Raw genomic sequence first — 14,887 nt, forward strand, 5'->3', positions numbered from 1 at the left:
TCATACTACTCGGATTGTTTCTCGGAATCGCTGTTTTTGCAGCAAGTTGCGGAGATTCTAAAAAATTAAAAACAGACGAAATTAATAAGGAAAAAGAAAATAAGAAAATTATGGAGGCAGGAAATGTAAAAGAAATTTACTTCGCAGGCGGGTGTTTCTGGGGAACGGAACACTTATTTCAGCAGGTGAGAGGCGTTGTAGGAACAGAAGTTGGCTATGCCAACGGAAAAACCAAAAACCCTACCTATGAAGAAGTGGTAAGCCATACAACAGGATTTACAGAAACCGTAAAAGTAAAATATGACGCAGACCAGGTAGATCTGAAACTGCTGATCGAACTTTATTTTAAATCAATTGACCCGACTACGCTGAACAGACAGGGGAATGATGTGGGTGATAATTACCGAAGCGGAATTTATTTCACCGATAAAAATACCGAAGCAACCGTAAAGGCGGAGGTTGAAAAATTAGCGAAGAATTATTCTAAACCCGTTGTTGTAGAAGTTGAAACTTTGAAAAATTTCTACAGTGCAGAAGATTATCATCAGGATTATTTGGATAAAAATCCGGGAGGATATTGTCACATCGAACCGGGACTTTTTGAAGAGGCTAAAAAAGCAAACGCGCTTCCTAAAACAAAAAAATAAAAATGAAAGTTGTCGAAAGACAACTTTTTTTATTTAGAAAAGCTTTTTTTAATTTAAGATGGAGATGTGCAGGAACAGTAAAAAGCTGAAAAACATCAGGTAAGCAGCTTTGGGAAGATGAGAGCGCGTTGATCAATCCCGGAACATAATAGATCTTGTTACCTTAAATCATAGGTTTAAATTTAAACAAAAAAGTGACTCAATATTGAGTCACTTGCTATTTGAATAATTTATATCGGATAACTGAAAATTACCAGTCTCTTCTCTTTAAGATCCAGTATGAAGCTACAATAAAGATGGCGCACCATACCAGGCAGGCAATTAAGCTCTCTGTAGGATAGGTAAATTCATACTTTAAGCCCATTGCTTTTGCCATGTTGAGTCTCAGCATTGGGTTTGGGATCAGGCTTGACATACTTTCCAAAGGCAAAATTTTGCTGAAGAAAAATTCATTCTGAAGAATTTCATTTCTCTGAGCACCCTGCATTCCGGTCAATCTTGTATAGGCTTCAATTCCTCCAAGGATTGCTTCTCCGATCCAGATGACGAAAAAAGCAAGGAAAACAAAGACAGATTTTCTCAGAAGAATAGATAAAAACATCAGGAAGCAGAAGAAAGAAAACAGTTTTACAAAATAATTACCCACAAAAAAAATCTCCTTAAAGACCATTTCAGAATCTGTAACGGTAGAATAACTCTTTCCTAAAAATAAGGTAATCACAAATACTAAAATCGTAGATACCAATGTGAAGATCGTAATCGTAAGCAATTTTGAACCGATAAATTCTTCACGGCTTAAGCCGTCAATGGTATTTTGTTTGAACATCCTGTTGCTGAATTCCTGCGAAATAGAAAACACAATGATCAGTCCTAAGAAAATTTTCAGCAAAGCGACTGTCCATGTGGTGAAGTTCCAGATATCCGGAAAATTATACATTCCCTGTTCTTTCAAATTGATTGAGCTTCCAAAAAGTTTAAGATCAGCAAGGCCGATGAACAGTAATGCGATAAGGATAGTGAAATATAAGATCGTGAAAACCTTGAATGGTCTGTAGTTCAGGTTTTTATAATATTCCAGTTTTAATAGTTTCATCATGATTATTTGTTTTTTACAAGTTCAAGGAATTGAGTTTCAAGAGACTGCTTTTTCTTCGCCAGGTGAGACAGGAAAATACCTTTTTCGGCAAGTTTCTGGTTCAGGCCGGATGCGGAGATGGATGCATCATCACGAATCTGAGCTTTCACTAATTCCCCGTCAATTTTTACGGAGGTAAACCACTGAAGTTCTTCCAGTGCGCTTAGGAGCAGAGAGTTGTTATCCGCTTTCAGTTCAAAAAATCCTGTGTTGGTGGTCATTCCGTCTACACTTCCTGAATAGATTGCGTTCCCTTCCTTTAAAACAATAACATGGCTGCATATTTTTTCGATCTCATCAAGAAGGTGACTTGCAATGATGATCGTAATACCCTGTTTCGCAATGGTGCCGATGATTTCCCTGATCTGGATAATTCCTTCAGGATCCAATCCGTTCGTTGGCTCATCCAAAATCAAAACTTCAGGATTGTTAAGCAAAGACGAGGCAATTGCCAGACGCTGTTTCATTCCTAAAGAAAATGTTTTAAAAGTGTCTTTCTTTCTTTCCAAAAGACCTACCGTCTGCAAAACTTCATCAATTCTTGAATAAGGTGTGCCTTTAATTTCAGCAACAATTTTAAGATTGGTTTCTGCACTTAAATAGGGATAAAAATTGGGCTGTTCGATGATCGCACCAATTTTTTTGAGCGTCTCGGCATCTGTACCTTTTTTGCCAAACCAGAACCAATCACCGCTTGTAGGATTGATGGTGGAGAGTAGCATCCCGAAAGTGGTGGATTTTCCGCTTCCGTTAGGACCGAGCAATCCGTACACATTTCCTTTTTCTACGTCAAAGGAAATGTTGTTGACAACAACTCTCTTGAATTTTTTAGTCAGGTTTTTGACCGATAAAACTTTTTCCATGTAATTTATTTGTATGTACAATAGGTTTCTCTTTTTTGTGAAATGTTACAGGGCATGCCAAATTTATTTTGAACAGGCAAAATCGTCAAGAATGGAAGTTAGCGCAGGGTTATCAGCGGTGAAATATTTCAACAGAGAAAGGGTGCAGAATATTAGAAAATGAAAATATGCATCAGCAACTTCATGCTTCCTGCCTGAGGCACGCGTTTTCTGAAAATTTTCATTAAATTTGATTCAAAGATGATTTATGAAGTTAATCGAACTTGCAAAAGAGCTCAACGTTTCACCGGAGAGTATCAAACAGTTTATTCAGGATTTTGATCTGGACCTTATCGACTGTATTTCCACTCAATTTGAAGTGAAAGAAGATTTTGAAAAGTTTGCCCGTGAAAATGCAGATTTTTTAAAGCAGTATGAAAAAGATTTAGATGAACATAAAACAGTAGAGCAGATCGCTGAGACCATTAATCAGCCGAAAGAGAAGATTGAAAAAGCGATACTTGAAAATCAATCCAATATTTTTGACAACGGTTTTTTCCGTTCTTCGGTTTCAAGTTATGGAATTGACAATAAGCTGGGAGGCAATTATAAATTTGTCTACAATTATTTCGGAAATAAAACGAAATTGCAGAAAAGGGATTTTATCGGTTACAGAGATCTATTCTTTTATATTTCAGGGGTCCTGGAGCCGTTTCTGAATCCGCAGCAGATCAAAGACTGGGGAATCAACAGACCTGTCGGGATTATTCTGTACGGTCCTCCTGGAAGCGGAAAGATTTTCTGGGCAAACAAAATTGCTGAAATCATCAGTTATCAGTTTAAGGAAGTTAAAAAACATTACCTGGGAACTTCATCAGTAGACGGAAATCAAACTACTTTTAATGATTTTCTTTTAAACATAATGAAACAGGATAAGGTACTGCTTTTTCTCGAAGACTTTGACGAAATTATGATGGCCAGAAGTGCAGATACAGACGTTGCCTCCTGCAATCTTGAATCCCAGGAAGTTATTCTTCATCATATCTCAAAATTTGAAAGTGAAGATGTTTTAATGGTAGGCTCTGCGAATACAGTCAGTGATATTGATGAAGAAATTCTGGCGCCGGGAAGATTTGATGTCGTGATCCCGGTTTTCCCGCCCAATGCGGCAGAGCGGTCAGAGATTATTTTGTATTCTATGACCAAAAATCTTGATAAGGATTCATTACTTTTCAAAATTCTTAAGCATAATAAAGCAGATAAAATCCCCTTCTGGAGCACGATTGCTTCCAAAATGAAAGTATTCAGCAACACGATGCTGATTGATTTTACACAGAGCCTGAAAAAGCGGATTAAAAACCGTTACCAGAAAACAAAAGATGAGAAAATGATCATTGATGACGCTCTTTTAAACGGAGCTTTGCGTGATGCTGGTGCCAAACTGACCGAAGAATACCTAAACCAGATTGCCAGGTTTTTAAGTGATGTCATCATCAATAACTTGGATGATTTCCAAATGAGAATCCATTCTCTGAAATCTGAGCTCGAATCTTATAAAGCAGTAGAGGTACCAAGGAGAGCAATCGGATTTCAGCATAATAATGACAATGGAATATAAGGATCAGTTTAGGATAAAAGGATATTTGGATAAAAATAAGGTAATTAATAATCTTTCATTCAGGCAGCAGTCTTATCTGCTGTTTTTTTTGTCATAAAGTATGTTGATTTTTGCTGAAAATAAAATAATAAAGTCAAAACCAAAACTTTTTTTAGTTGAAAAAGAATTTTTATTCATTTTATTCATCAAAAAAAATAAATCTATAATAATTATCAATGTATAGTGATTTTTAGTGTGAAATTTGATGTGTTTTTGATTGTTATTAATTTTATATATTTGAAATAATTATATGATTATTGTAATTGATGAGGTATTTTGTTTGATTATTTAACGTGTTATCTGTTTTTAAATGTAGAATGAGCAATGTGGAAATGCTGGCTGATTAGATAATGAACAATACTTTTTAAGTTTTTTGCTCAAAATTTATTTTGAGTCAAATCAAAAATCTGATACTAACCATTTAAATATTCCATATTATGAAAAGAAAACTATTCTCGTTAGGTGTTGTATTCGCCTTGACCCAGCTGCAGGCTCAGACTTATCAAAAATTAACTGTATCCGGATTTAACTTTGATGTTATTGCAAATGGTGTTGGAGCGGCTTCAGGTTCCACGACTGCAAGTATAGATAAGGATACGGATAATTTTGCGTATATGTCTAAAGATTTCAAAGTAAATTCATCAGCGACATCACTCACGTACGGTCTGCCCGAGACAGGATTGATTGCTTCAGCAGTAACAACGACAGCAGGCTTGTCTTTTCAACTGGCTTCCTATTCGGAAAAAAATTCTTTGAGGCTTCCCAATACGAATGACACAGGAACTCTTACACTGGCAGTTCCTTATACTGCGAATAATGTTTATGTTCTTGCAGTAAGCGGAAGCGGTCCTTCGGTTGGAGAAATCACAGTTAATTTTCAGGATGGCACGACACAGATTTTCGCGAACGTAAGCTTTCAAGACTGGTACGGTGGGACAAGCGCTGCAATACAGGGAATCGGAAGAATCAACCGCACTTCAAATGCTATGGATGCTGCAGGAGGGACTAATCCCAGAATTTATCAGATCCCATTAGCTATCAGTTCTGCGAATCAGTCTAAACCGATCACTTCTGTTGCTTTTAAAAAAACTTCTACGGAAGTAACCGTAATAAATATCTTTGCTCTATCAGTTCAGACGACACAGCTGTCTGTTTCAGATGCTAAACTTGTAAAAGAAAAAGCGGTTTATCCTAATCCTTTTTCTAACGAACTGAATTTTTCCAATATTTCTGATGTTGTTTCAATTGATGTTCTAGATATTTCCGGAAGAGCTATCAAACAGAATTTGCAGCCTGCAGCTAAAATGGATTTATCATTTTTAGATAAAGGAACTTATATAATTGTATTAAAGAATAAAAACGGAACATCTTCTTCTCAAAAAGTTGTAAGAAATTAATTTTCTGTAAAAAATATTTGTCTATATCAGTCAAACCGTTTATTTTTAAACGGTTTGACTTTTTTTAGTGATGAATCATGTCATTCTGAAATTTAAGACAGCCTTATATTACTTAATTCACATATCAATTACTCATGATTTTATCCGTAAATTTACACCTCAAATTTTACAGTTTTGATCAATAACGACCAGATAAAAGAAATTCAATCAAGAATTGAAGACCTGCATAAATATCTTCAGATAGACAAAAAGAAGATAGAAATATCCAATGATGATGAGAAGACCGCCGCTCCGGAATTTTGGGATAATCCTAAAACCGCTGAGATCTTCCTTAAGCAGCTGCGTTCTAAGAAAAAATGGGTGGAAGATTTTGAAGAAATCAACACGCAGTTTGAGGATCTGCAGGTTCTGATGGAATTTGCAAAAGAAGATCCGGATTCTGAAAAGGAACTGGATGAAAGTTTTCCTGTTTTAATGGAAAAAATTGAGAATATCGAATTCAAAAATATGCTTTCCAATGAAGGGGACGAACTTTCTGCCGTACTTCAGATCACCGCAGGTGCCGGAGGGACTGAAAGCTGTGACTGGGCCGCAATGCTGATGAGAATGTACAATATGTGGGCGGAAAAGCAGGGGTATAAAATCAAAGAACTTAATTATCAGGAAGGTGAAGTTGCCGGTGTAAAAACAGTTACCTTGGAAATCGACGGTGAATATGCTTTCGGGTACCTGAAAGGGGAGAATGGTGTTCACAGACTGGTAAGGATTTCTCCTTTTGATTCCAATGCAAAACGTCATACGAGTTTTGTGTCTGTGTATGTTTATCCATTGGTAGATGATACGATTGAAATTAATATTAATCCTGCAGATATATCTTTTGAAACAATGCGGAGTTCCGGAGCCGGTGGACAGAATGTGAACAAGGTAGAAACTGCCGTTCGTCTCCGTCATGCTCCGAGTGGAATCATCATTGAAAACTCAGAATCACGTTCTCAGCTTCAGAATAAAGAGAAAGCCATGCAACTTTTGAAATCCAGACTGTACGAAATGGAACTGGAAGAAAGGCTAAAGGCACGGAATGAAATCGAAGCTGGCAAAATGAAAATAGAGTGGGGAAGCCAGATAAGAAATTATGTGATGCACCCTTATAAACTTGTAAAAGATGTGCGCTCAGGACATGAAACTTCAGATGTTGAAGCGGTCATGAACGGAAACCTCACCCCATTCCTTAAAGCATTTTTAATGGCTGACGGAACGGCTGTTTCTGATGATGACCTCGACCTATAAAATATCATGTTTGAATTTTCGTTAAAATATGCTAATAAATTTCCTACTGAACAGTATTAAGCTTATTTTTGTGAGATAGGATTTTTTATGGAAGATATCAATAGTTGGAAAGATTTATTAAACCCGGAGCTGTACATCAAGATGGGTGGTTTTTGGCTGATTTTATTTATTGTTTTCGCTGAAACGGGGTTATTTGTAGGGTTCTTCCTTCCGGGAGATTCACTGCTTTTCGTATCCGGAATCTATGCTGTTGATATCATCAAAGAGACCTTTGGATCTACCGGAAGTGACTTCTTAGACACGACTATTCTTGCAGGCGCTGTAGCGGTTGCTGCCATCATAGGTAATCAGGTAGGGTATTGGTTTGGCCACAAAGCAGGTCCTGCTCTGTACAACAGGAAAGATACCATGCTCTTCAAGAAAAAATATCTTTACCAGGCACATGATTTCTTTGAAAAAAATGGTGCTTTAGCCATTATTATGGCAAGATTTTTACCCGTTGTCAGAACATTTATGCCGATTGTTGCAGGAATTGTCAAAATGGATAAAAAAGCATTCCTCAGAGATAACATTATTGGAGGTGTACTTTGGTCATTCATTCTGATCTTTGCAGGTCACTATTTAGATAAATTATTCTTAGATCAGTTCGGAATTAATTTAAAAGAAAAATTAGAATTCATTATCATTATTATTGTGCTGGTTACCACGGTTCCTGTTATTCTTAAATTTATGTTCGGAGCGCCAAAAGAAGATCCGAAGGTAGAGGACGAAGTACTGGAAGATCTGATCGATAAAGAAAAATAATATATTTGAGATATAGAAAATAGCCTGCAGTTCTGCGGGCTATTTTTTTATCCATTCCAGAATATTGGGATAAATGATGCTGTCTCTTTTTGTTTTGCTGAAAAATCTGGGTGCATGACCGGTTTTATCCATAAAAACCAATTTGTGCGGCACATTCATAGCCGTGAGTGCTGAGTCTAAAGCTAACCCTTGTTTCTGATTGACCAGAAAATCCCGGTTTCCCTGAAATAGAAGGGTGGGAACATTTGTAATGTTCGCAACAGGACTGGCTTTTTTGAATTCTTCCGATACATCTTTCCTGTCGAATTTGCTGCCAACCATCTTCTGAACAGTTCCTGAAGTATATTTTGAATAAAATGAACGGAGATATTCCTGTGAATAAAAATCGGTCGGTCCGCTCATCGAAATGATTTTTTTTATTGTATCCGGATTTCGGTAACCGTACAGCAAGGCAAGATGACCACCTGCACTTTCTCCTAAAAGAATGTAATTATCAGGAAGCAGTTCTGCTTTTTCAGCAAGGGAATTGAACTTTCCGATCACAGAACGGATGTCTTCCAGCTGATCCCTGTAAGTGAAATTTTTGGAAACCAGCCGGTAATTCATATTGATGCTTGGAATATTGTTTTCAAAAAGCATTTTCTGAATTTTGATCATGTGCTCTTTTCTTCCGTACTTCCATGCTCCACCATGTAAAATCAATACGACGGGTGAGTCCCGGGAATATCCTGCAGGTAAGAAAATATCCATCTTCTGGCGTTTATGTTCACCATATTTTAAATTATAAATTTTCTGATCATTGTTTCCCACCCAAACCCGGAATTTTGAATTACATGAACTTAATACAACGCCTGCTAATCCTAATATAAAGAAGTGGTAATTAAAAATCAGCTTTTTCATAGAGTAAAGATAAGAAGAAAATAATATTTCTTACGATCGGAAATTTACAGTCTCTAAGGTTATCAAAAAAGCTCGCATTTGCACTGAAAACAATTATTTAAATCAAATTAAAACATTATTTTTGTCAGGATTTTAACGACTATTAAAAAAATATTAAAACACTATGGCTTCTGGTTTTTTTGCGATTTTAGATGATATTGCTGCCTTGATGGATGATGTTGCAGTCACGGCAAAGCTGGCAACGAAAAAAACAGCGGGTATTTTAGGAGACGATCTTGCGGTAAATGCAGAAAAGGCGACAGGATTTCTTTCTTCACGGGAGATTCCGGTTCTTTGGGCAATCACCAAAGGATCATTTGTCAATAAGCTGATCATACTTCCTGTGGTGTTTCTTCTCAATTGGCTTTACGAGCCTGCGATTAATTACATACTTATTTTAGGAGGCCTGTATCTTGCTTTTGAGGGTGTGGAAAAAATTATTGAATTCTTATTTCACCGTAAAAAAGAAGGACATGAAGTGGTGAAGGAAACTGTTGAGGAAGAAAATAAAGAACTGATAGAAAAGACAAAAGTAAAGTCTGCAATTACTACAGATTTTATTTTATCAGTTGAAATTGTAATTATTGCTTTGGGAACTGTTCTTGAAGAAAAACATCCTTTGATGACACAGATTATAACCGTCAGTCTGGTAGCATTTATTGCGACAGTAGGAGTTTACGGAATTGTTGCCCTGATCGTAAGAATGGATGATGCCGGTTTCAAATTAATCAAGAAAAGCAATGGTAAAGGATTTTTAGCAAAACTCGGTCAGTTGTTGGTTGACGCTCTGCCATGGATTATTAAAGCCCTGGGCGTTATCGGAACCATTGCATTGATCATGGTTGCAGGTGAGATTTTTGCTCACAGGGTTGACTATCTCCATCATATTCTCCCAAGCTGGCCGGCAATTTTGAAACAGGTTGTTTTTGGTCTTGTTGGCGGTCTGATTGGTGTAGTGCTTTTCACTGGCGGAAAAAAAGTGTATTCCCTAATTACTAAAAAATAATTTTAAATATAAAATAAAACAATCCTGCTTAGAATCATCTGAGCAGGATTGTTTATTTTGATTTACTTTTGCAAAACTGAATCAGCAGATTATGGGTAGAAATTTATCAATTGATGTTTTAAAAATTGTGCTGGCATTTTTTGTCGTGTTTCTGCATATGAATCTACTGAAAGATTCTTATCCTGTTTTAGGTTATATTCTGGTTAACGGACTGTTCAGAATTGCAGTACCGGTTTTTTTAGTGATTACTGGGTATTATTTCTTTCATATTGATCAACCGAAAAAACTGAAGAAATGGCTTTTCAGAACATTTTTGCTGTATTCAATATGGATGGCTGTTTATTTTTCGTACTGGAAAGACAGTGAGAAGATTATATTGACCGTTATTTTTGGGTATCACCACTTATGGTACCTGATCGGAACTTTTTTTTCAGGAATTATACTTTATCTTTTAAAAAATCAAAGTTCGGTACTGCTTATTACCACTGCTATCTCTCTGTTCCTGCTCGGTTATGCCGTTCAGGTCTTAGGAAATATGCACTACTTCAAAGATGGAAAAGATCCGGTTTTGAATATGTATCTGCTGTACCGCAACTTTCTTTTTGTATGTTTTCCTTTCTTAACAGTAGGTTTTTTAATCAATAAGCATCATATTGCTATTTCAAAATATAGAAATTCATTTCTTTTGGTTATTTTGTCTGTCTCTTGTGTTATTGGAGAAGCTTTTTTCAATTACAATGAGATAAGTAAGGAGAGTACAGATGTTCTGTTCTCTCTGGTTTTTACCTGTCCTCTGATATTTTTATACTGTCAAAGTATTTATATTAAAACGACTTCAAAGATTTTAGCGAATCTTTCCACAGCCATCTATGTTGTTCACCCGCTGATCATGAAATCTGATTTTTACACGGAGATACAATCTTTTAAAATCCTTATCTTCTTATTGATTTTAATTCCGCTAAGTTTTGGATTGGTATCTCTCAATAGAAAATTGAAATATATACTATAAACTTTAATCATTTCCATTCATTGGTTAATATGACTGTTTTTGGTCATGATTCAGTTCCTGTACTTTTAAAATTTGCAAATAACTTTTCTTACCTGAGACTTGCTAGAATTGAAAAAAATAGCATATTTATCAATTCAACGATCTGTAATGGGGTGTCCAGCCAACAGCAGGTGTCAGAATTTCACCTCTTAAATTAAAGGGTTCGGAAAGATAACCAATTGCATTCACCCGTTATTTTTTCTCATGGAGAGTGAGAAAGACATTACTATGGATCCTTCTTTGAGCAATCGATTGCACAATATGGTAAAAGTATATCCATCCTTTCATAAAATTAAATTTTTAAAGGATGGTATAAACAGGAAAAGGTTTAGTTTAAATTATAATTCATAATTACCAGCCTCAAAATAAAATGAACGAAGTCTTGTTGCGCATCGTTACGGCTGATTAATTTATTTTTATACTCATATGATCCCAAAACTTTCAATAAGTTTTTATAGATGATGTAGTCGTCATCTTTGATCCTGAATTTCACATGCCCGTCTTTTCTTTTGATGAGTTGATCATCCAAGGTTCTGACTTTAAATAAAACGTCGCAAGATTTTGGAACGAGGCCATAATATCTCTCTACGATATTTACTTTGAATGAATCAAAGAATATTGTATTAAAAACAAGATTACCTTTAGAATCTGGCGTACGAAGTTGAAGTTGATAGTTCATTTTGAATTGCTACCTTAAAGATATTAAAAATTAATTATACAAATGAAGTGAAAAAGAGACTTTCTGCAAAGTCTCTTCCATATTTTAATTGAATAAATCTTTCACTTTATCAAAAAAAGTTTTTTCCTTACCGGATGGTTCTGCAACCATGTCACCACTGGCCATCTGTTTTTCAAAAAAGTCTTTTTGCTCTTTATTCAGTGTCTGAGGAGTCCATACATTGATGTGTATAAACATATCACCTTTTCCATAGCTGTCAATACTCGGTAAGCCTTTTCCTGCCAGTCTCAGGATTTTTCCGGACTGCGTTCCGGCATCAACAGTGATTTTTACTTTTCCGCCCACAGTAGGAATTTCTTTTTTAGTTCCTAGAGCTGCTTCAGCAAAAGAAACATAAAGTTCCTGATGAAGATTATCACCTTCCCTTTTAATGGTTTTGTCAACCTCTTCTTCTACAATCACGAGAAGGTCTCCCGGTATTCCTCCAAAAGGAGCATCATTACCTTTACCTCTTACATTGAGTTGTATCCCATCTCTTGCACCGGCAGGAATGTTGATTGATATTTCCTCCTCATCTTTGATCAGACCCTGAGCATTAGCTCCGGCAGGGATCTTATCAGCAACTTTACCGATTCCCTGACAGGTTCCACAGGTAGTCTGTGTCTGCATCTGTCCAAACATCGTGTTCATCACCTTCATCTGGACTCCGGCTCCGTTACATGTAGGACAGGTTTTTGAAGTGGCACCTTCCGCCATCTTCATTTTTTTTACTTTAAGAGTTTTTTGGGTTCCGTTCACCATCTCTTCAAGATTCAGCTTGATGCGGATTCTTAAATTAGACCCTTTCACCTGCTGACGGCCTCCACCGCCACCGCCGAATCCTCCAAAACCACCACCGAAAATATCACCGAACTGACTGAATATATCTTCCATATTCATGCCGCCTCCACCGAAGCCGCCTCCATATCCACCTGCACCGCCAACTCCTGCATGCCCATACTGGTCATAACGGGCTTTTTTGTTGTCGTCACTTAGAACTTCATAAGCTTCTGCTGCTTCCTTGAATTTTTCTTCAGCCTCTTTATCCCCAGGATTTTTATCAGGGTGATATTTGATAGCCATTTTTCGGTATGCTTTCTTTATTTCGTCGGCACTCGCAGATTTGCTGACCTCAAGAACCTCGTAATAATCTCTCTTTGACATATATAATTATAATTGATGATTGATGAATGATAATTGATTTAAAATCAAACATCACTTATCATTTATCATTAATGAATTTTAGTTTCCTGTTACAACTTTTGCAAAACGGATCACTTTGTCACCTAAAGTGTATCCTGTTTCGATCACGTCTACAATTTTACCTTTTAAATCTTCAGATGGTGAAGGGATTTGAGTAATCGCTTCGTGGAAGTCTACATTAAAAGTATCACCTGCTTTTACTTCCATGATTTTTAAGCCTTTCTCAGTCAGTTTATTTTTGAATTTCTGATAAATCAGTTCAACACCCTGAAGGTCTGTAGGGTTTCCGTTTTTGGCAATTTCCTTTAAAGCTCTTTCAAAATCATCCAGAACACCCAGCATCGAAACCATCATTTCCTGATTGGCATAAGTGAAGAATTCCATTTTCTCTTTTGAAGTTCTCTTTTTGTAATTTTCAAACTCAGCATATAATCTGATGTAACGGTCTTTTTCCACTGCCAAAAGTTCTTCTGCAGTCGGTACTTCTGTCACATTTTCTTCTGTTGTTGCTTCAGTCTGAGGACTGTTTTCTTCCTGATTATTGATGTTTTCTTCGTTGATATCCTGATTTTCCATGTTTCAATAACTTTTTATAAAACATGTTTGTCAAAGATTTTGCCAAAGAAAGAATCAGGACATTTAGGCAGAGATACTGTGATTTGTTAACAATCATCTGTCAATTTCTTCCAGACACTAAGTCAACCATTGAATCTGTGAATACTTATTCTTTACAATTAAAATTTAATGTTGATAGGTGGTCGTTATCAAAGTAGTCACTGATTATACGACTATTCGCCGAAGAAAGTCTGATAAAGAAGATACAGATTCAGAATAATGATGACAACAGTGATTATCCACACACAAACTTTGAGAAAGGGTTTGTTGACAAAATCCCCCATTTTTCCTTTATCGCTGGTAAACATCACCAAAGGAACGACAGCGAAACTGAGCTGCATGGATAAAATGACCTGACTTAACACTAAAAGATCGGTTGTTCCCTGTTCGCCATATAAAACTGTAACAATCAGTGCCGGAATTACAGCAATCAATCTTGTAATTAATCTTCTCAGCCATGGTTTCAACCGGATATTTAAAAATCCTTCCATGACGATTTGTCCTGCAAGAGTCCCTGTCAATGTCGAGTTCTGTCCGGAAGCTAATAATGCAATTGCAAAAGCAATACTTGCCATGGACGCTCCTAAGATGGGAGTCAGCATTTTATAGGCATCATGAATGTCAGCAATGTGCTCATTGCCCGTGGTATGAAAAGTTGCAGCTGCCAGAATTAAGATAGCAGCATTGATAAAAAAAGCAAGTAAAAGGGAAACGGTACTGTCTAAAGTAGCAAATTTTATGGCTTCCTTTTTACCCTCCTTGTCCCTTGTATAATCCCTTGTCTGCACAATACTGCTGTGCAGGTATAAATTGTGGGGCATTACCGTGGCTCCCAAAATACCAATCCCGATGTACAGCATTGCCGGGTTGGTGATGATCTCTTTCTGAGGAATCAGTCCTCCCAAAATTGCATTGATCTCAGGTTGGGAAATAATTATTTCATATCCGAAACAAACCAGAATGATAAACATCAATCCCGCCACAATACTTTCTATCCAGCGGAAACCTTTTGCCTGAAGAAGCAGAATGATCAGAACATCAATTGTAGTAATTACAATCCCCCACGTCAGTGGAATTCCAAATAATAAATTTAAAGCAATTGCAGAACCGATGACTTCCGCCAAGTCACAGGCGGCAATGGCAATTTCGCAAAATATCCAGAGAATGAAATTAGTGGTTGGTTTAAAATGATCTCTGCAGGCCTGTGCAAGATCTCTTTCAGTTACCACTCCAAGTTTTACAGACAGATGCTGCAGAACCATGGCGAAAATATTGGAAATAAGAATGACTGAAAGTAAGGTATACCCAAACTGTGAGCCACCCGCAATATCGGTTGCCCAGTTACCGGGATCCATATAACCTACCGCTACCATCAATCCGGGACCGGCAAATGCCAGGTATTTTCTCCAGAAACCTGATTTTTTAGGAATGGAAATCGATGAAAAGACCTCCGGCAGTGAATTGGAGGTATTTTCTTTACGCCAGGCATTTTTCATAGTAAATTCATGATTGTTAGAAATGACTAACAAATTTAATTAAATAAATGAAATGAAATTGAAATTCACAAAAAAATCCCGAAAAAATATTTT

Annotated in this window: 13 protein-coding genes and 1 pseudogene; 7 read left to right on the plus strand and 7 right to left on the minus strand. The window is 36.7% G+C overall.

The features are described from left to right. Positions 1-110 precede the first annotated feature (110 nt). Positions 111-635: pseudogene (msrA, locus tag AC2A07_RS15820) on the plus strand (peptide-methionine (S)-S-oxide reductase MsrA); the annotation flags it as partial. 262 nt (positions 636-897) lie between these two features. Here msrA and AC2A07_RS15825 read toward each other — a convergent pair. Together AC2A07_RS15825 and AC2A07_RS15830 are read right to left on the minus strand one after the other, a co-directional pair. After that, positions 898-1,743 (minus strand): ABC transporter permease, encoded by an 846-nt coding sequence (locus AC2A07_RS15825; protein ID WP_484051186.1) that lies wholly within the window; start codon positions 1,741-1,743, stop codon positions 898-900. Positions 1,744-1,745: 2 nt separating this feature from the next. Continuing rightward, on the minus strand, positions 1,746-2,645 hold the full coding sequence (locus AC2A07_RS15830) for an ABC transporter ATP-binding protein (protein ID WP_484051187.1): 900 nt from the start codon (positions 2,643-2,645) through the stop codon (positions 1,746-1,748). 247 nt (positions 2,646-2,892) lie between these two features. Between AC2A07_RS15830 and AC2A07_RS15835 the strand changes: the two genes are divergently transcribed. The 4 genes from AC2A07_RS15835 (at position 2,893) to AC2A07_RS15850 (ending at position 7,769) form a co-directional block, all read left to right on the plus strand. Next, positions 2,893-4,242 carry an AAA family ATPase gene (locus AC2A07_RS15835; RefSeq protein ID WP_484051188.1) on the plus strand — a complete coding sequence of 450 codons (1,350 nt, stop codon included), beginning with the start codon at positions 2,893-2,895 and terminating at the stop codon, positions 4,240-4,242. Between the two features lie 476 nt (positions 4,243-4,718). After that, positions 4,719-5,678: a T9SS type A sorting domain-containing protein gene (locus tag AC2A07_RS15840; protein WP_484051189.1), complete on the plus strand. Its 960-nt coding sequence runs from the start codon at positions 4,719-4,721 to the stop codon at positions 5,676-5,678. 174 nt (positions 5,679-5,852) lie between these two features. Then, a complete protein-coding gene (gene prfB, locus AC2A07_RS15845; protein ID WP_484051190.1) occupies positions 5,853-6,965 on the plus strand; it encodes a peptide chain release factor 2 in 1,113 nt (370 codons plus the stop codon). An 87-nt stretch (positions 6,966-7,052) separates the two neighbouring features. After that, positions 7,053-7,769 carry a DedA family protein gene (locus AC2A07_RS15850; protein ID WP_484051191.1) on the plus strand — a complete coding sequence of 239 codons (717 nt, stop codon included), beginning with the start codon at positions 7,053-7,055 and terminating at the stop codon, positions 7,767-7,769. A gap of 39 nt (positions 7,770-7,808) precedes the next feature. On the opposite strand, the gene AC2A07_RS15855 is transcribed toward AC2A07_RS15850, so the two are convergent. After that, positions 7,809-8,669, minus strand: coding sequence for an alpha/beta hydrolase (locus AC2A07_RS15855; RefSeq protein ID WP_484051192.1), 861 nt, complete (start codon positions 8,667-8,669; stop codon positions 7,809-7,811). A 163-nt stretch (positions 8,670-8,832) separates the two neighbouring features. On the opposite strand from AC2A07_RS15855, the gene AC2A07_RS15860 reads away from it, so the two are divergent. Both AC2A07_RS15860 and AC2A07_RS15865 read left to right on the plus strand, forming a co-directional pair. Continuing rightward, positions 8,833-9,714, plus strand: coding sequence for a DUF808 domain-containing protein (locus AC2A07_RS15860; protein ID WP_484051193.1), 882 nt, complete (start codon positions 8,833-8,835; stop codon positions 9,712-9,714). Positions 9,715-9,805: 91 nt separating this feature from the next. Next, positions 9,806-10,723, plus strand: coding sequence for an acyltransferase family protein (locus AC2A07_RS15865; RefSeq protein WP_484051194.1), 918 nt, complete (start codon positions 9,806-9,808; stop codon positions 10,721-10,723). 367 nt (positions 10,724-11,090) lie between these two features. Here the strand turns inward: AC2A07_RS15865 and AC2A07_RS15870 are convergent, their stop codons facing one another. The 4 genes from AC2A07_RS15870 to AC2A07_RS15885 all read right to left on the minus strand — a co-directional run bounded on the left by AC2A07_RS15870 (position 11,091) and on the right by AC2A07_RS15885 (position 14,794). Beyond that, positions 11,091-11,441 (minus strand): prevent-host-death protein, encoded by a 351-nt coding sequence (locus AC2A07_RS15870; RefSeq protein WP_314497179.1) that lies wholly within the window; start codon positions 11,439-11,441, stop codon positions 11,091-11,093. Between the two features lie 84 nt (positions 11,442-11,525). Further along, positions 11,526-12,644 carry a molecular chaperone DnaJ gene (dnaJ, locus tag AC2A07_RS15875; RefSeq protein WP_314497181.1) on the minus strand — a complete coding sequence of 373 codons (1,119 nt, stop codon included), beginning with the start codon at positions 12,642-12,644 and terminating at the stop codon, positions 11,526-11,528. Between the two features lie 78 nt (positions 12,645-12,722). Beyond that, positions 12,723-13,259, minus strand: a complete 537-nt coding sequence (locus AC2A07_RS15880; RefSeq protein ID WP_484051195.1) for a nucleotide exchange factor GrpE — start codon at positions 13,257-13,259, stop codon at positions 12,723-12,725. Between the two features lie 212 nt (positions 13,260-13,471). Next, entirely contained in the window at positions 13,472-14,794 is a 1,323-nt protein-coding gene (locus tag AC2A07_RS15885) for an Nramp family divalent metal transporter (RefSeq protein WP_484051196.1), read from the minus strand. Positions 14,795-14,887 lie beyond the last annotated feature (93 nt).

Source organism: Chryseobacterium sp. HNCC26DJ238 (genome assembly GCF_057180465.1).

Excerpts from the sequence above, each read along its gene's own strand:
- AC2A07_RS15825 (WP_484051186.1), bottom strand. The coding sequence starts at position 1,743 with ATGATGAAACTATTAAAACTGGAATATTATAAAAACCTGAACTACAGA.
- AC2A07_RS15830 (WP_484051187.1), bottom strand. The coding sequence starts at position 2,645 with ATGGAAAAAGTTTTATCGGTCAAAAACCTGACTAAAAAATTCAAGAGA.
- AC2A07_RS15835 (WP_484051188.1), top strand. The coding sequence starts at position 2,893 with ATGAAGTTAATCGAACTTGCAAAAGAGCTCAACGTTTCACCGGAGAGT.
- AC2A07_RS15840 (WP_484051189.1), top strand. The coding sequence starts at position 4,719 with ATGAAAAGAAAACTATTCTCGTTAGGTGTTGTATTCGCCTTGACCCAG.
- AC2A07_RS15850 (WP_484051191.1), top strand. The coding sequence starts at position 7,053 with ATGGAAGATATCAATAGTTGGAAAGATTTATTAAACCCGGAGCTGTAC.
- AC2A07_RS15855 (WP_484051192.1), bottom strand. The coding sequence starts at position 8,669 with ATGAAAAAGCTGATTTTTAATTACCACTTCTTTATATTAGGATTAGCA.
- AC2A07_RS15860 (WP_484051193.1), top strand. The coding sequence starts at position 8,833 with ATGGCTTCTGGTTTTTTTGCGATTTTAGATGATATTGCTGCCTTGATG.
- AC2A07_RS15865 (WP_484051194.1), top strand. The coding sequence starts at position 9,806 with ATGGGTAGAAATTTATCAATTGATGTTTTAAAAATTGTGCTGGCATTT.
- AC2A07_RS15870 (WP_314497179.1), bottom strand. The coding sequence starts at position 11,441 with ATGAACTATCAACTTCAACTTCGTACGCCAGATTCTAAAGGTAATCTT.
- dnaJ (WP_314497181.1), bottom strand. The coding sequence starts at position 12,644 with ATGTCAAAGAGAGATTATTACGAGGTTCTTGAGGTCAGCAAATCTGCG.
- AC2A07_RS15880 (WP_484051195.1), bottom strand. The coding sequence starts at position 13,259 with ATGGAAAATCAGGATATCAACGAAGAAAACATCAATAATCAGGAAGAA.
- AC2A07_RS15885 (WP_484051196.1), bottom strand. The coding sequence starts at position 14,794 with ATGAAAAATGCCTGGCGTAAAGAAAATACCTCCAATTCACTGCCGGAG.